The sequence below is a fragment of the Gracilimonas amylolytica genome (assembly GCF_002911695.1).
In the GTDB taxonomy this organism is placed as follows: domain Bacteria; phylum Bacteroidota; class Rhodothermia; order Balneolales; family Balneolaceae; genus Gracilimonas; species Gracilimonas amylolytica.
In genome coordinates this window covers 1-18,766 of the sequence record NZ_PQBS01000028.1, presented here as the reverse complement: position 1 = coordinate 18,766, position 18,766 = coordinate 1, and the positions used below count along the sequence as shown (strand labels likewise).

Below are 18,766 nucleotides of genomic sequence, written 5' to 3'. Positions count from 1 at the left end.
AATCATGGCAAAAGAGACCTTTCAACGGAATAAGCCCCACGTAAACGTAGGCACGATAGGCCACGTAGATCACGGAAAAACGACACTGACGGCAGCGATTACGACGGTAATGGCGAAGACCTATGGTGGAGTAGCGAAGCAATTTGCGGATATTGACAATGCGCCGGAAGAGCGTGAGCGCGGTATTACGATTGCGACGGCCCACGTAGAGTACGAAACCGACGAGCGTCACTATGCCCACGTTGACTGTCCGGGTCACGCCGACTATGTGAAGAACATGGTAACGGGAGCGGCTCAGATGGACGGAGCTATTTTGGTGGTAGCTGCCACGGATGGTCCGATGCCACAGACGCGCGAGCACATTCTGCTTGCCCGCCAGGTTGGAGTGCCACAGATCGTGGTCTTTATGAACAAGGTGGATCTGGTAGACGATGAAGAGCTGCTGGAGCTGGTAGAGCTGGAAGTGCGTGAGCTTCTGTCCTCGTATGAATTTGATGGCGACAACATTCCTGTGATCCAGGGATCTGCCCTTGGCGCGCTGAACGGTGAAGCTGAGTGGGAAGAGAAGATCGTTGAGCTGATGAAAGCCGTTGACGAGACGATTCCAACGCCAGAGCGTGACGTAGACAAGCCGTTCCTGATGCCGGTAGAGGATGTATTCTCTATCACCGGTCGTGGAACCGTGGCTACCGGACGTATTGAGCGTGGCGTGCTGAAGCTGAATGATGAGATTGAGATCGTTGGTATCGTTGAAGAGCCAATGAAGACGGTAGTAACCGGTATTGAGATGTTCCGCCGTATGCTTGACCAGGGTCAGGCCGGAGACAACGCCGGTATTCTGCTGCGTGGTATTAACAAGGAGCAGCTGCAGCGCGGTATGGTACTGTGTAAGCCGGGCTCGATCACCCCGCATAAGAAGTTTGAGTGTGAGGTGTATGTATTGAGTAAAGATGAGGGTGGTCGTCACACGCCATTCTTCAAAGGCTATCGCCCGCAGTTTTACTTCAGAACCACCGATGTGACCGGCTCTTGTGAGCTGCCAGACGGCGTTGAGATGGTAATGCCAGGCGACAATGTGAAATTAAACGTAACCCTGATCCAGCCGGTGGCGATGGAAGAAGGATTGCGATTTGCGATACGCGAAGGTGGCCGTACAGTGGGCGCCGGAGTGGTAACTAAAATCTTAGACTAAGTTAGTCTACCTGAACTTAGACCAGTGCAGAGAGTGGTTACTTTGGTGGCCACTCTTGTGCACTTTACACGGGTGTAGCTCAGTTGGCAGAGCACTGGTCTCCAAAACCAGGTGTCGGGAGTTCGAGCCTCTCCACCCGTGCAAACAAGTACAATCATATGAGTAAGATTAATAATTTTTTTGATGGTGTTGTTCAGGAGTTCAAGAAGGTATCTTGGCCAACGCAAAAGGAATTGATTGACAACACGATCATTGTAGTTGTCTTTTCTATCATTATATCAGTTTTCATTTTTGGTGTTGATCAATTGTATAGCACCATTTTAGAAGCTATTTATAACTAATGAGTAAAGAACAAGAACATGGCTGGTACGTAGTACGCTGCTTTTCAAGCCATGAAAAAAAGGTAAAAGAGTTTCTTGAAAGAGAGATCGAAGAACAAGGCCTTGAAGATAAGATCAAGGAAGTCCTTATTCCTACTGAAACAGTAGTTGAGATCAGATCTGGAAAGAAACGTACCCGAGAGAAAAACTTCTTTCCGGGTTATATCCTTTTGAATACTCATTATGATGAAGAAGTAAATAATTTGATACAATCGGCGCCATCCTGCCTTGGTTTTTTGAAGGTTGGAAAGAATGAAACGGTGCCTAAGCCACTTAAAGATCACGAAGTCAAACGCATCATAGGCAGAGTGAAAGATAGTGGTGATGAAATGCGGAATATTGAAATTCCGTACAGCGAGGGAGACCTGGTTAAAGTGATATCCGGTCCGTTCAAAGATTTTGACGGAACCGTTCAGGAAGTGAATCCTGAAAAACTCAAACTAAGAGTGATGGTCAGTATTTTTGGCCGTAAGACTCCGGTTGAAGTTGATGTTAACCAAGTTGAATCCGCTACATAAAAGAACCTAGTTGATGCACACTAGCTATTACGCACAAATAAACAGAAGTTATTAATTATAGGATCCTGAGAATCCATGGCTAAAAAAGTTGAGAACATCCTGAAGCTCCAGATTGTTGGGGGGCAGGCAAACCCTGCACCACCTGTTGGACCGGCACTCGGTCAGGCAGGAATCAATATTATGGAGTTTTGTAAAGCCTTTAACGCTAAGACTCAGGACAAGGCCGGAACTGTTGTTCCTGTTGAGATCACGGTTTATGCTGATAAGTCTTTTACATTTAAAACAAAGACCCCACCAGCACCTGTGCTTCTTAAGAAAGCAGCGAAAATCAAGTCCGGATCAGGTGAACCTAACCGAAATAAAGTAGGTACAGTAACCTGGAGCCAATGCAAAGAAATTGCACAAGAAAAGATGGAAGACTTAAATGCGTTTGACGTCGAAGCTGGTGCGGAAATGATTGCAGGAACGGCTCGCAGTATGGGTCTTAGAGTAAATCGCGAAAAGTAAGGAAATTGTGATCATGGCAAAAAGAGGAAAGAAATATCAACAGGCCGTGGCACTCGTGAACCCCGAAGTAGAGTATACTTTGGAAGAAGCGTGCGATCTGGTTAAAAAAACATCAAACACAAACTTCGATGCCTCAGTGGATATTGATATCCGTTTAGGTGTTGACCCACGACATGCAGACCAAATGGTCCGCGGTACAGTGAGCTTGCCTCACGGTACGGGTAAAGAAGTTCGTGTGTTGGCTCTCGTTAATGAAGCCAAACAAGATGAAGCCAGAGAAGCTGGTGCCGACCATGTTGGTCTTGATGATTACATCGAAAAAATTGAAGAAGGGTGGACCGATATAGACGTTATTATCGCCACACCTGACGTAATGGGGAAACTCGGTAAGCTTGGGCGCTTTTTAGGGCCCCGCGGACTGATGCCTAACCCAAAAAGTGGAACCGTAACAATGGATGTGGCCGATGCTGTGAAAACAGTTAAAGCCGGACAGATCGATTTCCGTGTTGATAAGACCGGAATCCTTCATACATCTGTTGGTAAAGTGAGTTTCGACGCAAGCGATCTGAAAGAAAATGCAGAAGCATTCTTCAGAACCGTTATGAATTTGAAACCCGCTTCCGCTAAAGGACTGTACGTGAAAAGTGTTTTCATGAGCAGTACGATGGGACCAAGCATCCCGTTAAGCAGAACCGCAGTAACATCCCTATAAAAGGAGGAATTGAATTATGCCTACTGCAGAAAAGCAAGCAGTCTTAGACGAAATTGCCGAAAAACTGGAAAACTCTAGTGCTCTTTATATCACTAATTATTCCGGAATGTCGGTACCTGAAGTTAATGAACTGCGTGGTGCATTTCGTAAGGGAGATATTCGCTTCAAAGTATACAAGAATAAGCTGATGAAGCTCGCAATGGAGAAGGTTGGTGGATATGATGAGATCATACCTTCTTTGGTTGAGCAGAATGCTTTTGCTTTTGTAGAAGAAGAATTATCTGCACCTGCCAAGGTATTGAAAGATTTTATCAAGGAGCACAATAAGCCACAGTTTAAAGCCGCAATTGTAGATGGTGATTTCTACAGCGAGGATAAACTGGACGTTCTGGCAGCTATGAAGTCCAAGAACGAGATTATTGGAGACATCCTTGGTCTGTTAATGTCACCTCTATCAAATGTAGTTGGTGCACTTAACTCACAAGGATCTAACCTTGTTGGTGCTATTAACACCATCGCTGAAAAAGGCGAAGAATAACCCTTATTTATCAACTAGAATTTTTTTATTTAAAACAACTGGAGAAATAAAATGGCTGACGTTAAAGATTTAGCTGAACAGCTTGTCAACCTAACAATCAAAGAAGCAAACGAACTTGCAACTATTCTTGAAGAAGAATACGATATCAAACCTGCTCAAGCTGCTGTTGCAGTAGCTGGACCTGCTGGTGGCGGAGATGCCGGTGGCGGAGAAGAGCAAACTGAGTTTGACGTAGTTCTGAAGAGTGCCGGTGCTAAGAAAATCGCTGTTATCAAAGAAGTACGCGGTATTACCGGTCTTGGCTTGAAAGAAGCTAAAGAACTTGTTGACGGAGCTCCTGGCACTGTTAAAGAAGCTGTTTCCAAAGACGAAGCAGAAGATATCAAATCCAAGCTTGAAGAAGCTGGTGCCGAAGTAGAGCTTAAGTAACTCTTACTTAAAAATTCGTTATTAGCCAATGCCGTTAAATCGGTATTGGCTATTGGCGTCTTAATTAACCGACCCCAATATACTTGGGGTTTGCCCGTATAAATTACCTTCAATCTAAGAGGAGAGGTTCCTTTTGAGCAAGAAGATGCAAACTATTCCCAACACGGAACGCCTATCGTTTGGAAAAACCAAACACGTGCTGGATTATCCCGATTTTCTGGATATTCAGTTAGAGTCTTTCGAAAAATTCGTTCAGCTTGATATTGCCCCTAATGAGAGAGCAAATCAAGGCTTGCAACGTATTTTTAATGAAAATTTTCCTATTCAGGATAGTCGTGAAACACATATTCTCGAATTTCTATACTATAACGTAGATGTTCCACGCTATACCGAAGCTGAATGTCAGGATCGTGGCCTGACCTATTCTGTTCCGTTAAAAGCAAAGCTTAGACTTTCATCGGTTGATGACAGTGATGAAGCCAGTGAAACCATTGAACAGGAAGTTTTCTTAGGAGATCTTCCGTGGATGACAAATCGCGGTACCTTTATTGTAAATGGTGCTGAGCGTGTTATTGTAAGTCAGCTTCACAGATCACCCGGTGTATTCTTTGGACAGAATGTTCACCCTAACGGAACACAACTTTATTCTGCACGTGTGATTCCTTTTAAAGGATCCTGGATAGAGTTCACAACAGATATCAGAGACGTTCTGTGGGCTTATATCGATCGTAAGAAGAAAGTTCCTGCAACCACTCTGTTAAGAGCCCTTGGGTACTCGTCTGATATTGAATTGTTAAGCTTGTTTGAGCTGTCAGAAGATATCAAGTTTGGTTCTAAAGCAGATTACAACAAAAAACTGGTAGGTAAGAGACTTGCCGAGAATATTGTTGTAGAAAGCATGGAAGAAGTAGTTGATGACGAAACAGGCGAAGTAACTGAAGCCCTGAATCGTCAGATCATCTTTGAACGTGATCATGAACTGACTGAAGATGATTACGGATCACTGAAGGACGCTGAAGTAGAAAAAGTTCTTGTACAGAAGATCACCGCCGAAGAATCAGAGCGTTCTGTAATGATGAACACTCTTCGTAAGGATCCAACTTATGATGAATCTTCTGCTCTTGGCGAGATCTATCAGCAGATCAGATCAGGTGAAATGCCTGATCCTGAAACTGCACGTTCTATCCTGGAAAGATTATTCTTCAGCGATAAGAAATATGATCTGGGTGAAGTTGGTCGATATCGATTGAACAAACGTCTGAAACTGGATCAGGAAAATAATCTTCAGTATCTGACCAAAGAAGATATTGTTGCGATCGTGAAAGAAGTTATCCGTCTGAAGAACATGAAGTCTCAGGTGGATGACATTGATCACTTAAGTAACAGACGTGTTCGTACAGTTGGAGAACAACTTGGACAGCAGTTTGCCATTGGCCTTGCCCGAATGGCACGTACCATCCGTGAGAGAATGAACTCTCGTGATGCTGAGCAGTTAACTCCTCAGGATCTGGTAAATGCTCGTACGATCTCAAGTGTGATCAACACATTCTTCGGAACCAATCAGTTATCTCAGTTTATGGATCAAACGAATCCAATTGCTGAGCTGACTCACAAACGACGTATGTCTGCATTGGGTCCAGGTGGTTTGACACGAGAGCGGGCCGGTTTTGAGGTTCGTGACGTTCACTACACCCACTATGGTCGACTTTGCCCCATTGAAACACCTGAGGGTCCAAACATTGGTTTGATCTCTTCATTGTGTGTTCATGCCAAAGTGAATGATTTTGGATTTATTGAAACACCTTACCGTAAAGTGAAAGAAGGTAAGGTAACTAAAGATGTTGAATATCTGGCTGCTGAGCAGGAAGATGAGACAGTGATCGCTCAGGCTAACGCCGAGATCGATGACAAAGGCATGTTTGAAACAGATGCCATTTTCTCCAGAACACGTGAAGGTAACTACCTGCGTGTTAAGCCGGAAGAAATTGAATATATGGACGTTGCTACCAACCAGATCACATCTCTGGCAGCAGCGTTGATCCCGTTCATTGAACACGATGATGCTAACCGTGCCCTGATGGGTTCTAACATGCAGCGTCAGGCCGTACCATTGTTGCGTCCTGAAGCCCCTGTGGTTGGAACCGGTTTGGAGCAACGTGCAGCTCGTGATTCACGTGCTATCATCACAGCCGATGCTGATGGTGAAGTGGTATATGTAAGTGCAACGGAGATCAGAGTTAAATACGACCGCACAGAAGATGAGCAAAATTGCTACTTCGATGGTGGAGTTAAATCGTATGACCTGACGAAATTTGTAAGAACTAACCAGGATACAACGATCAACCAGCGACCGGTTGTGAAGATCGGAGATAAAGTGAAAGCCGGACAGGCTCTTGCTGATGGTTGTTCTACTGACAAAGGTGAGCTGGCTCTTGGCCGTAACCTGCTTGTGGCATTCATGCCGTGGAGAGGTTATAACTTTGAGGATGCCATCGTTGTAAGTGAAAGAATTGTACAGGATGATATCTATACATCCATTCACGTAACGGAATTTGAGCAGCAGGTTCGCGACACCAAGCGTGGTGAAGAAGAACTGACGCGCGAGATTCCTAATGTGAGTGAGGAAGCCACCGCTAATCTTGATGAGCGTGGAATTATCCGTATCGGTGCTAAGATCGAACATGGTGACATTCTGGTAGGTAAGATCACTCCGAAAGGTGAAACAGATCCTACACCGGAAGAGAAACTGTTGAGAGCGATCTTCGGTGACAAAGCGGGTGATGTAAAAGATGCATCCCTGAAAGTACCTCCAAGTGTTGAAGGTACCGTAATTGATACCAAACTCTTTAGCCGTAAGCGCGATGAGCTGATCTCCCGTAAGGAAGAGAAGAAACGCGTTGAGCAGGAAGAAGAACGTCATGCACAAAAAGTAGCCGAGTTGAATCAGCAATGGGCTGATAAGATGTACTCACTGCTTCGTGATAAGACGTCTCCGGGTGTATACAATTACAGTCATGTTGAACTGATCCCGAAAGGAGAGAAGTACAAAAAGTCTGTATTTGAAGAGCTGGATCCGGTTAACATCAATGAGAATATTGACTGGGCAACCGATGGCGAGCTGGTTAAGCTTGTTAAGAAACTGTTTGCCAACTACCGTGAGCTTCGCCGAGAGATCGATACTGAAGCCAAACGTCGTAAGTTTGCGATACAGGTAGGAGATGAGTTGCCACCGGGAATCATTCAGAAAGCCAAAGTTTACGTTGCCAAAAAGCGTAAGCTGAAAGTAGGTGATAAGATGGCGGGTCGTCACGGTAACAAAGGTGTTGTTGCCAAGATCGTACCGCAGGAAGACATGCCGTTCATGGAAGACGGAACGCCTGTTGACATCTGCCTGAACCCACTTGGTGTACCTTCTCGTATGAACCTTGGTCAGATCTATGAAACCATTCTAGGTTGGGCTGCCAAGAAAATGGGTGTGACTTTTGCATCCCCTATTTTCGACGGTGCTTCCATGGATGAAGTTCGTGAGCAATTAAGAGAAGCCGGATTACCTGAAGATGGCCGTGTTAAATTATATGACGGTCGTACAGGTGAGCCATTTGCTCAGAAGACCACGGTAGGATACATCTACATGCTGAAACTGAATCACCTGATTCAGGACAAGATGCATGCCCGTTCTATTGGTCCATATTCATTGATCACGCAGCAACCATTGGGTGGTAAAGCTCAGTTTGGTGGCCAGCGACTTGGTGAGATGGAGGTTTGGGCATTGTATGCATACGGTGCATCCAGCATCCTGAAAGAAATGCTCACTGTAAAAAGTGATGACGTTAAAGGGCGCTCTAAAGTTTATGAAGCCATCGTTAAAGGTGAGAACCTGCCTGATGGTGACGTGCCCGAATCATTCAAGGTATTGTTACGAGAGCTTATGGGTCTCGGCCTTGAAATGCACATTGAATAATTTCACTGTTAATAATTTGGAGGAACATCCTTGCCAGTAACTAAGACATTAACAGTCACGAAAGACTTCGACAGCATTGGGGTATCCCTTGCTTCCGCTGAGACGATTTTATCTCGTTCTCACGGTGAAGTCTTGACTCCTGAGACAATAAACTACAGAACATTCAAACCGGAAATGGATGGTCTTTTCTGCGAAAAGATCTTCGGCCCGGTAAAAGATTACGAATGCCATTGCGGTAAGTACAAGCGTATTCGCTACAAAGGTATCATCTGCGACCGTTGCGGTGTGGAAGTTACCCGAAAAGCAGTACGTCGCGAGCGAATGGGGCATATTACCCTGACCGTTCCGGTTGTACATATCTGGTACTTCAAATCTCTTCCAAACAAGATCGCTTACCTGCTTGGAATGTCTTCCAAGAACCTGGATAAGATCGTCTATTATGAGACTTTTGTGATCATTAATCCCGGTGTTGCGCGTGACCTCGGTTACGCACAGGGTGACATGATCTCTGAGGAAGAAAAATGGGATATTCAGGAGCAGCTTCCTGAGGATAATCAAGAACTTGATGACGACGATGATGACAAATTCATCGTGAAGGAAGGAGCCGACGCTCTTGAAGCACTCCTTGGTGATCTTGATCTTGATGAACTTGCTTATCAGTTACGTTATGAAGTGAAGAACGAAACTTCACAAATGCGTAAGAAGAAAAAGCTGAAGCGTCTTCAGGTAATTGAATCTTTCCGTGCTGCAAATCAGCACACTGAAAACCGCCCTGAGTGGATGGTACAAAGCGTGATCCCGGTTATTCCACCGGAACTGCGCCCATTGGTACCTCTTGAAGGTGGTAGATTTGCAACATCTGACCTTAACGACCTTTACCGTCGAGTGATCATCCGTAACAATCGTCTGAAGCGATTGATCGATATCAAAGCTCCTGATGTGATACTCCGTAACGAGAAACGCATGCTGCAGGAAGCCGTTGATTCACTCTACGACAACTCAAGAAAATCAAACGCTGTACGGAATAACAACCGTCCACTGAAGTCTCTTTCAGATATGCTGAAAGGTAAGAGTGGCCGTTTCCGTCAGAACCTCCTCGGTAAGCGTGTTGACTACTCCGGCCGTTCCGTAATTGTGGTAGGACCTGAGCTGAAAATGCACGAATGTGGTCTGCCTAAAGAAATGGCGGTTGAGCTCTACAAACCATTCATTATCCGCCGACTCATTGAGCGTGGATATGTGAAAACGGTAAAGAGCGCCAAGAAAGTAGTTGACCGACGTGATGCCGTTGTATGGGAAGTCCTTGAAAATGTAATTGACGGACACCCTGTTCTTCTTAACCGTGCTCCAACATTGCACAGGTTGGGTATTCAGGCATTCCAGCCGGTACTGATCGAGGAAAAAGCTATCCGACTTCACCCGCTTGCTTGTACAGCGTTCAACGCTGACTTTGATGGTGACCAGATGGCGGTTCACCTTCCATTGAGCCATGATGCGATTCTTGAAGCATCGGTATTGATGTTAGGGTCACACAACATTTTAGCACCAGCAAACGGTGGTCCTATCGCCGTTCCTTCACAGGATATGATCCTGGGTCTGTATTACCTGACCAAGCCGGATGATGGCAGTTTAGGTGAAGGCAAGACCTTCTCATCACCTGCAGAAGTGCTGGTCGCATTTGATCAGGGCAAACTTGATGCTCATGCCAAGATCAATGTTCGTATCCCTGTTGTAAATGAGGAAGGCGAACAAACGTACGAAGTAATTAAGACCTCAACCGGTCGCGTGATCTTTAATGAGATCGTACCGGATGAGATCCCGTTCATCAACAGAACTCTCGGTAAAAAAGAACTGAGAAATCTGATCGGTGAGATCCATGACAAGGTAGGTACTGCTAAGACATCTGCCTTCCTGGATGATATGAAGAAGCTTGGTTATGAAGAGGCTACCATTGGTGGTCTGTCATTCAGCCTTGACGATATCATCATCCCGGATGCCAAGGAAGAACTCATTACCAAAGCCAAGGACGAGGTAACAGACGTTCAGGGCCGATATGAAATGGGTTTCATTACCGATAATGAGCGTTATAATCAGGTAATTGATAAGTGGACATCCACTACAAACCGTGTATCTGAAACCCTGTTTCAGGCTTTGGCCAACGACAGAAATGGTTTCAACCCGGTATTTATGATGGCTGACTCCGGTGCTCGTGGTTCTAAAGAGCAGATCCGACAGCTTGGTGGTATGCGTGGACTGATGGCGAAGCCTCAGAAGAGTTCCATGCAGCAGGGTAATGAGGTAATTGAAAACCCGATCCTTTCTTCTTTCAAAGAGGGACTGACGGTTCTTGAGTACTTTATCTCTACTCACGGTGCTCGTAAAGGTCTGGCTGATACGGCTCTTAAAACAGCTGATGCCGGTTACCTGACCCGACGCCTTGTGGATGTATCACAGGATGTGATCATTAACGAAACAGATTGTGGTACCCTCCGTGGTATCAAGATGACGGCTCTGAAAGACAATGAGGATATCATTGAAAGTCTTGAAGACCGTATTCTGGGACGTGTGTCACTGCATGATATTTATGACCCGATCTCTGATGAGCTCATTTGTGAGTCAAATCAGGTGATCGATGAAACCGTTGCCGGCAAGATCGCTGAGACTTCGATCGAAGAAGTTGAGATCCGTTCAGTACTTACATGTGAAACTCCTCGTGGAGTGTGTGCTAAGTGTTACGGACGTGACCTTGCCCGTGGAACTATGGTTGAAAAAGGTGAAGCGGTAGGTGTTATCGCGGCTCAGTCTATTGGTGAGCCGGGTACGCAGCTTACACTTAGAACCTTCCACGTTGGTGGTACAGCTTCCCGTTTAGAGGCTGAATCCCAGCACAAAACCAAATTTGAAGGTAAGGTTGAATTCGAAAACGTACGCGTGGTTGTTTACAACGACGGCGAAGAGGATCACAATGTGGTTCTTTCTCGTGCGGGTGAGATCAAGATCATCAATGATGAAGGATCTACCCTCATTACGTACAACGTACCTTACGGTTCTGAGATGTTGGTTGAAGATGGCGATATGGTTCCTAAAGGAGCAGTGCTCTGTAAGTGGGATCCGTATAACGCCCTGATCTTCTCAGAAATTGACGGTACCATTGAGTACAAGGATATCATTGATGGAGTGACTTCATCTGAAGATACCGATGCTCAAACCGGTCACCGTGAAAAAGTAATTACTGATTCCAAAGACCGTTCACTGGTTCCAACCATTATGATCAAGGGAAGCAAGGATCGCATCCGCGAAACCACCCTTCCGGTTGATACGCATATTGTAGTTGATGACGGTGCAAAAGTTGAAGCCGGTCAGGTTATCGCCAAGATACCTCGTGTGGCTTCCAAGTCTAAGGATATTACCGCGGGTCTTCCACGTATTACTGAGCTCTTTGAAGCTCGTTCCCCAAGTGAACCTGCCGTTGTTTCTGAAATTGACGGTATTGTTGAAATGGGTGGACGTAAGCGTGGTTCCCAGGAAGTATTCGTTAAGTCTAAGGATGGTACAGATGAGAAGAAGTACCTGATCTCGCTAAGTAAGCATATCCTGGTTCAGTCCAACGATTTTGTGAAAGCAGGTCAGCCACTTTCTGACGGTACTATTCCGGCTCAGGATATTCTGAATATCCTCGGTCCTTATGCAGTACAGTCATATCTCGTGAATGAAATTCAGGAGGTATACCGACTACAGGGTGTGAAGATCAATGACAAGCACATTGAGACCATTGTTCGCACTATGATGCAGAAGGTAGAGATCACCGATCCGGGCGACACCATGTTCCTCGAAGGTGATAAAGTGGATCGTTTTGAAGTTAACGACCGTAATGACGAACTGATCGGTAAGTTTGTGGTAACAAACGAAGGTGGTTCTGATCTTAAGAAAGGAACGATCCTTGATCGTCGTCAGGTACGTGATCACAATAATCAATTGATCAAAGACGGTAAAGAAGAGCTCGAAACCCGAGAAGCAGAGCCGGCTATTTCAAAGCCAATTCTGTTGGGTATCACAAGAGCTGCCCTGTCTACTGATAGCTGGTTATCTGCAGCTTCATTCCAGGAAACAACCAAGGTACTGACTCAGGCTTCTATTGAAGCTAAGAAAGACTTCCTCCGCGGACTCAAAGAGAATGTGGTGGTTGGACATAAAGTACCTGCCGGAACCGGACTTCGCGACTACGAAGACATCGTGGTTGGTTCGAAGAAAGATATGGAAGAAGGAGACGAGGAGATCGCCAAGGTGTTTGAAGAACTTGGTGGCAGTGAAAACGGCGAAAGCGAAACAGCTGAAGCCGAAGACTAATCCCTCGTTAGCTTTCTACTAACAAATTGAAGCCTCGTTCATTAAGTTGAACGAGGCTTTTTTATGTTTGTGAAATAAATGGATATATCCTCGTTCCGAACCTCCCGGTTCGAAATGCCCAAGTGGACCTCCCGATCCACATGGAATAAGAGTGGATAGTATTTCCACCAAACCCAACTAATTAAAATAGCCACCCTGATAAATCAGAATGGCTAAAATCATTGAAAATGTTAATAATAGAAATTATTAAAGCAGTTCATTACACATTTAACTTAGCTGGACTTTCAATTCACTTTTAAAAAAACCTATACGTTACCTAGTGTATTTAATATATTTCAGGTAAAGAGTATTCAAACACTTTATCATCCGAGTGAAGGGTGTATCCGTAAATTTTACCAAGGTGTTCACTTACTGTGAAATTAATAATCGGTTTATCAAAACTATACACTGATATTGGGTTACCCTCCCAATCCCAGATTTCGAGAGATGTATTATACGTTGAGTCAAATTTTGGATTGTATATCATTTCTTGAGAACCATATAAGCCAAGAAAGTAAATGTGTTTATCTGATGCCCATTTAACAGTTCTATATAGATAATCATCTACGACTTCATTAGATTCTGAATTTGGATTTGTTATTATGACATCATGTTTGAGTATCCCTCTTGCATTATATATTTTTATCCTGTTATCTGCTGAGATATATGCTGTAACAAAAAGTGTTCCATCAGGTTTACCCCAGTTAGTCTTTATAAATTTGGCATACTTTTCAAAACCATCTAAGTCAGATTCCGGATAGTTCCCAAAAGTAAATATGGGTTTTGTATTTTCAGGCTGAAGAGCGATATGCTCAAAATTTTCATCGGCTGAGGAAATTGCATTGTCCCCACCATAATCTGCAAAATATAATTCATTACTAATTCTGTGAATTCTGTTTAGAGGGGTAACTTGTCCATCAAAATTTAAATCACTTTCATCTATATATTTCAAAGAAGAATCTGAAACTGAAAAAAATTTAAGTGTTTGAGATAAAGGATCGAAAAGAAATAAATTATTCTCAGTAGTACCTAAATCAGTTGGTATAGCCATAAACTCACCTGGGCCCCTTCCCTGTCTTCCCCAAGAGTAAGATAAATCAAAGTCAGGTATTGAAAATACTTTGAGAAAATTATGGTCAATATAATCATTAACCACTAAATATCGGTCATTTACATTTATTGCAGTAAGAGGATTTAAAATACGGGTTGAATCCGCAAGGAAATGAATATTGTTTACAAACAGAGTATCACTCGGTGTTGGTAATTTAGAAATTGTTTTATTGTGAACTTGCTCAAATTTGTCACAACTAACTATTATAAAAGCAGCAATAATTATTACAGAATAGTATCTATTGATAAAATTTTTAAAAGAAATATTGATACTCATGTTTATCATTGTAAATTGAAAATTGGTCAATCAACAACTACACCACTGTTATTACACTTTCCTGAAGTAGATCCAGAAGTATATTTAATCCATTTTATAGTGCATACTCCGCAGCCGCTATCACAAATATACCTTTGCGTACAATCGGGTGCCCCATCACAATCATCTAAGCCTCTTCGACAATTAAATGTACAAACATTTTGAGCTGTGGCTTCGTTAGGATAAATTGCTGTATCCAACCCGATAGGATTGTATTCGTTTATACTTTCATTACTTAATGAAATATCAAGACTTATAATCGTGAATATTACGAGGAACAAGGAAAATATAAGAGATTTTATATTTACACTTTTGAAAATGCTCATAATTATTAAATTTTATTAAAATGTTAGCATAAAATACCCCTCCCAATTAAAAAGCAAATTTATTTTAATAAGTTTTTAATCCTTCTTTTTGTCACTCTCAGCTATCTGAATGACATAATTAATCCTCGTTCCGAACCTCCCGGTTCGGAATGCCCAAGTGGACCTCCCGGTCCACAATAAATAAGATCAGACAGTGTTTTCCTCAAATCTACCCAAATAAAAAAAGCCACCCTGATCCTTCAGAGTGGCTCACATTTTAAATAAGATAAACAGACCTAATTAATTCTTAGTACCATCCCGATTAGGCGTTCTGGGTGAAGGCCAGGTCATTTGCTCACCGGAACGAGGATTCATAGGTAGTACTGCTCGGTCGCGAGGGAAGGTCTCAGGATCTTCACTGGCCATATAGGTCATGATAGCCGTCAGGATCACGTTATTTCTCACATCATCAAACACGATCTTGTCGTAAGTATCGCGGTTGGTGTGCCAGGTATAATTCCAGTAGCTCCAGCTGAGTGAACTGAGTGAAAACCCGGGGGCACCGGCTGTCACAAAAGAAGCGTAGTCAGATCCTCCGCCACCGGGGGTGCCTGGGAAGGTGGTTTCAATGTGCCGGGTAATATCACGGGGTACAGGGTTCATCCATCGCTGAATGAATTCATAGGAATGAAGGAATCCCTGACCTGAAATACGAACCACTCGTCCTGTTCCATTATCCTGATTGAACAGGGCTTGTAGGTTATCGACGATCTCAGGATGGTCTTCCACAAAGGCACCTGAACCATTTAGGCCTTGTTCTTCACTGCCCCAAAGTCCCACAATAATAGTTCTTTTAGGATTTGGATAGTGTTTCTTCAAAATTCGAGCCACTTCCATCATAGTAACTGATCCTGTAGCATTATCGGTAGCACCGGTGCCGCCATCCCAGGAATCGTAGTGGGCAGACAGGATGATATATTCGTCAGGCTTTTCAGTACCCGGAATAGTTGCGATGGTATTGAACATCGGTACATCACCAAGGTCTTTGGATTGTGCATTCACCCGAACCTCAGGCTCACTTCCATATTCAACCATTCGGTGAAGCATACCATAATCTTCGAGGGAAAGATCGATCACTGGTATATTCTCAGTGTTGGCACTGAAGATCTTGTTAACTCCAAAACCATTGGACCAACGTGACTGAAACAAGGCAACCGCACCGGCTTCTTCAAGTTTACTATTAAGGTCGCGGCCGTAACCAATACGACTCATGTTTTCACGCCATTCCTCATTCAACATTTGCCGGGTTTCACGCATCTTTTCAAAAGACTCTTCAGTCGCAAATTCTTCCCAGTTATAGTCGGGCCGCCCGGTGATCTGTGGTTGTGAGATCAGTACGATCTTACCTTCAATGGTTTTAAGCCACTCATCAAATTCTGCCTGATCCTCAACTGTCGGGAGGATGGCCAGAGAAGCCGTAACTCCTCCTTCAGGGGTAGAAGGACTCCATGCCAGTTGCTGGCCTTCCAGAGACACAACTCGAGGCGAAAGGAGGTCAACGTGGGTAATGCCTCGTTCCCATCCGCGCCACATTCCAAATTGTTGGTTTTCGGCATCAATACCCCATTCGTTGAATTGCTCAACCGCCCATTCGTGAGCATGTTGTTGTTGCGGGGTTCCAACTAAACGGGGTCCGATCACATCAGTAAGCTGATGGGCAAGGTATTCAAGTTGAGAATTTTCGTTGGCTTCTTTGATGATCGATTCCACAATATCATCTGTATTCTGGGCTACAGAAACAGACGCTGTGAGAACGAAAGCAAAGAAGAATAGTAACAGTCGTTTCATAAAAGTTCGTTTTAAATTATTGGTGTGGTTTGAATATACGCCTATATAGTTTAACTGAATGCAGTAATTAAGTAATTTTACGTTTAAACATCTCAAAAACAATGGTCAAAGCAGGCGGTCTTTATAGATCCGGAAAAATAGATTTCCGGCCGGCTCGATCAGGTCGTCAGGGAAATTATATGACGGGTCGTGCAGGTTTGGCTGATCTTCTCCGGCTCCATATCCAAATTGAACTCCTTTGTTGGTAGCAGTGAAGTAAGCGAAGTCTTCTGACCAGTTGTTAGGTTTATCCATTTCGATCATTTCAAATCCCAACGATTCTGAGGCTTTTTTGACCATACTCACACAATCAGGATTATTGATGGTGGCCGGGTAGACCTCTCCATAGCTAAAAGAACATTCAAGCTGATGTTCGTCTGCATATTTTTTGATGATCTCTTCTGTTTTATGGCAAAGTAGATCAAGATCCTGATTTTCATAAGCACGGAGCGTAATTCCCATTTCAAGATCTGAAGGAGAAACCCCGAAAGATATCTCACCTAAACGAATATAGATCAAGGTTGAAATAACATGATCTGTAAACCCCTGTTTCCGGGTGGTCATGGTCTGTACGTTATCAATGATCTTTTGGGCTGCGAAATATGGATTGTTGCCTTTTTCCGGTTCCGCTGCATGTGAAGTGCGTCCCTTTAGGTTAATAGTGATTCCACAGGAAGCAGCGGAAAAGCTACCATCTTTAACGAGAACAGTATGTTTCTTAACTCCGGGAATGTTATGCAAAGCAAACAGATAATCCGGTTTGAGCCTATGAAACTCCGGCGACTCCACCACGTCTTTGGCTCCAAGATCGGTTTCCTCAGCCGGTTGAAACAGCAGGATCACTTTGCCTTTTTTGGGTCTGTTCTCAGAGATCAGTTTTCCCAGATAGGCAATGATGGTCATGTGGCCATCATGCCCACAAAGGTGAGCTTTGCCATCGTGTGCAGACCGGTACGCCAGGTTTGGGGCCTGCTCCTGAATAGGCAGGGCATCAAGTTCGCATCGGAATAGGATAGTTTCGCCGGGGTTCTTTCCCTCAAATACGAACATCTTTCCGGTTCCGGCTACATCGATCTCTTCATCCGGTTCAAACTGTTGCATGAATTCAGAGATCCTGCGGGAGGTCTCAAATTCCTGCTTATACAGTTCAGGATAACGATGCAGGGTATGGCGTAGGTTTATAAAATCTTTTAGGTCAGACATAGTATTTATTTGCTTGCGGTAACCATGATCTCAACTTTGGCGTCTAAGGGTATGCGGCTAACTTCAACCACAGCCCTGGCCGGAGGGTCTTCCGTGAAGTATGTAGTGTAAATGTCGTTAAAAGCTCCATAGTCGTCCATATCATCCAGGAAAACCTGTGCTTTTACCACATCAGACATGGTATAACCCGCCGCTTCAAGTACGGCCTTAATGTTTTTCAGGGTTTGATGTGTTTGTGATTCAAGGTCATCCCCAGCAAGTTCACGGGTTTCCGGAATCAGGCCTATTTGCCCGGAAAGGTAGAGGGTATTGCCAAATTGTATAGCTTGTGAATATACCCCAATGGAGGCCGGGGCATTATCTGTTTGAATAACCGTTTTATTATCTGGAAGCTTCTCTATTTGTGTGCAAGAAAGTACTAAGAAGGTACTTATTAATATGAGTGTAGATGATTTTTTCATGCTTTAATTTGTATTAATTACGGTTTGAACCGGGATTTTAGCAGGATTCTTACTGATTAACAGGATGCTTCCTGAAACTCCTTTCCAATTGAATGAACCTTCATTGCCAACCCGAATACCTTATGCGTTAAGTCTTCATATTTCAAGGTCCTGAAAATTCTCTAGGGTCTTATGAAGTATAGCATGTTATAAAATCTTGTAACATATTGCTATACAATGAATAACAAGTATTATAAACGGTCACATATTTCAGAAGCTAAATTTCGGCATCTGATCAAGTGTTTTTCGTTAGATTTAACCGCAACGGAAACGGCTGAGTTAACCGGCATTTCATTGCGATCGGTTACCGTGATCTTTGACAAACTGCGCCATCACATCGCTCGATGGTCTGAGCAATCGGCTCGGATCCAAGGCATCATTGAGGTTGACGAGTCTTATTTTGGTCCACGACGAATTCCTGGTAAACGAGGACGAGGAGCTTCGGGTAAAACCATTGTCTTTGGCATTTTCAAACGTAAGGGCAAAGTCTATACCGAAATTGTCCCTGATGCAAGAAAAAAGACACTCCAGTGTATTATACGTGGAAAAGTGGCCCCGGCCAGTGTGATTCACAGTGATGGTTGGCGAGGCTATAATGGCCTAGTGGATGTGGGCTATGACAAACATTATCGTGTTCAACATGGCCAGGATGAATTCGCCAATTCCTCGAGTCACATTAATGGCATTGAATCTTTTTGGAGTTATGCCAAACGCCGGTTGGCTCAATTTAATGGGGTATCGAAATCTCATTTTTATGTGTATTTAAAAGAAACTGAATATCGCTTTAATCATCGAAATCAAAACTTATACAAGATCTTACTG

Annotated in this window: 15 protein-coding genes and 1 tRNA gene; 11 read left to right on the top strand and 5 right to left on the bottom strand. The window is 43.8% G+C overall.

The window, feature by feature from the left end:
- The first annotated feature begins 4 nt into the window (after positions 1 to 4).
- The 10 genes from tuf (at position 5) to rpoC (ending at position 12,584) form a co-directional block, all read left to right on the top strand.
- Positions 5 to 1,192, top strand: coding sequence for an elongation factor Tu (gene tuf / locus C3B73_RS06975; RefSeq protein ID WP_103664402.1), 1,188 nt, complete (start codon positions 5 to 7; stop codon positions 1,190 to 1,192).
- 68 nt (positions 1,193 to 1,260) lie between these two features.
- A tRNA-Trp gene (locus C3B73_RS06970) sits at positions 1,261 to 1,333 on the top strand.
- A gap of 17 nt (positions 1,334 to 1,350) precedes the next feature.
- On the top strand, positions 1,351 to 1,533 hold the full coding sequence (gene secE, locus C3B73_RS06965; protein ID WP_103664885.1) for a preprotein translocase subunit SecE: 183 nt from the start codon (positions 1,351 to 1,353) through the stop codon (positions 1,531 to 1,533).
- A complete protein-coding gene (nusG, locus tag C3B73_RS06960) occupies positions 1,533 to 2,090 on the top strand; it encodes a transcription termination/antitermination protein NusG (RefSeq protein WP_103664884.1) in 558 nt (185 codons plus the stop codon). The genes secE and nusG overlap by 1 nt, the downstream gene beginning before the upstream one ends.
- Positions 2,091 to 2,165: 75 nt before the next feature.
- Entirely contained in the window at positions 2,166 to 2,597 is a 432-nt protein-coding gene (rplK, locus tag C3B73_RS06955) for a 50S ribosomal protein L11 (RefSeq protein ID WP_103664883.1), read from the top strand.
- A gap of 13 nt (positions 2,598 to 2,610) precedes the next feature.
- The gene (gene rplA, locus C3B73_RS06950; protein ID WP_103664882.1) at positions 2,611 to 3,309 is read left to right on the top strand and encodes a 50S ribosomal protein L1; all 699 of its coding nucleotides are present in this window, start codon (positions 2,611 to 2,613) and stop codon (positions 3,307 to 3,309) included.
- A 16-nt stretch (positions 3,310 to 3,325) separates the two neighbouring features.
- The gene (rplJ, locus tag C3B73_RS06945) at positions 3,326 to 3,847 is read left to right on the top strand and encodes a 50S ribosomal protein L10 (RefSeq protein ID WP_103664881.1); all 522 of its coding nucleotides are present in this window, start codon (positions 3,326 to 3,328) and stop codon (positions 3,845 to 3,847) included.
- A 51-nt stretch (positions 3,848 to 3,898) separates the two neighbouring features.
- A complete protein-coding gene (gene rplL, locus C3B73_RS06940) occupies positions 3,899 to 4,276 on the top strand; it encodes a 50S ribosomal protein L7/L12 (protein ID WP_103664880.1) in 378 nt (125 codons plus the stop codon).
- 145 nt (positions 4,277 to 4,421) lie between these two features.
- A complete protein-coding gene (rpoB, locus tag C3B73_RS06935; RefSeq protein ID WP_103664886.1) occupies positions 4,422 to 8,237 on the top strand; it encodes a DNA-directed RNA polymerase subunit beta in 3,816 nt (1,271 codons plus the stop codon).
- Between the two features lie 30 nt (positions 8,238 to 8,267).
- Positions 8,268 to 12,584, top strand: a complete 4,317-nt coding sequence (rpoC, locus tag C3B73_RS06930; RefSeq protein ID WP_103664879.1) for a DNA-directed RNA polymerase subunit beta' — start codon at positions 8,268 to 8,270, stop codon at positions 12,582 to 12,584.
- 325 nt (positions 12,585 to 12,909) lie between these two features.
- On the opposite strand, the gene C3B73_RS06925 is transcribed toward rpoC, so the two are convergent.
- The 5 genes from C3B73_RS06925 to C3B73_RS06910 all read right to left on the bottom strand — a co-directional run bounded on the left by C3B73_RS06925 (position 12,910) and on the right by C3B73_RS06910 (position 17,905).
- Positions 12,910 to 14,010: a TolB-like 6-bladed beta-propeller domain-containing protein gene (locus C3B73_RS06925; protein ID WP_103664878.1), complete on the bottom strand. Its 1,101-nt coding sequence runs from the start codon at positions 14,008 to 14,010 to the stop codon at positions 12,910 to 12,912.
- Between the two features lie 26 nt (positions 14,011 to 14,036).
- Complete coding sequence (locus tag C3B73_RS14075) at positions 14,037 to 14,375, bottom strand: hypothetical protein (RefSeq protein WP_232803054.1); 339 nt, start codon at positions 14,373 to 14,375, stop codon at positions 14,037 to 14,039.
- 279 nt (positions 14,376 to 14,654) lie between these two features.
- Positions 14,655 to 16,202, bottom strand: a complete 1,548-nt coding sequence (locus tag C3B73_RS06920; protein WP_103664877.1) for a M20/M25/M40 family metallo-hydrolase — start codon at positions 16,200 to 16,202, stop codon at positions 14,655 to 14,657.
- Between the two features lie 105 nt (positions 16,203 to 16,307).
- On the bottom strand, positions 16,308 to 17,444 hold the full coding sequence (locus tag C3B73_RS06915) for an amidohydrolase (protein ID WP_103664876.1): 1,137 nt from the start codon (positions 17,442 to 17,444) through the stop codon (positions 16,308 to 16,310).
- A 5-nt stretch (positions 17,445 to 17,449) separates the two neighbouring features.
- Positions 17,450 to 17,905, bottom strand: coding sequence for a RidA family protein (locus tag C3B73_RS06910; protein WP_103664875.1), 456 nt, complete (start codon positions 17,903 to 17,905; stop codon positions 17,450 to 17,452).
- Between the two features lie 216 nt (positions 17,906 to 18,121).
- On the opposite strand from C3B73_RS06910, the gene C3B73_RS06905 reads away from it, so the two are divergent.
- Positions 18,122 to 18,766, top strand: a 645-nt coding sequence (locus tag C3B73_RS06905) for an IS1595 family transposase (protein ID WP_103664703.1), incomplete at its 3' end; no start/stop codon positions are given.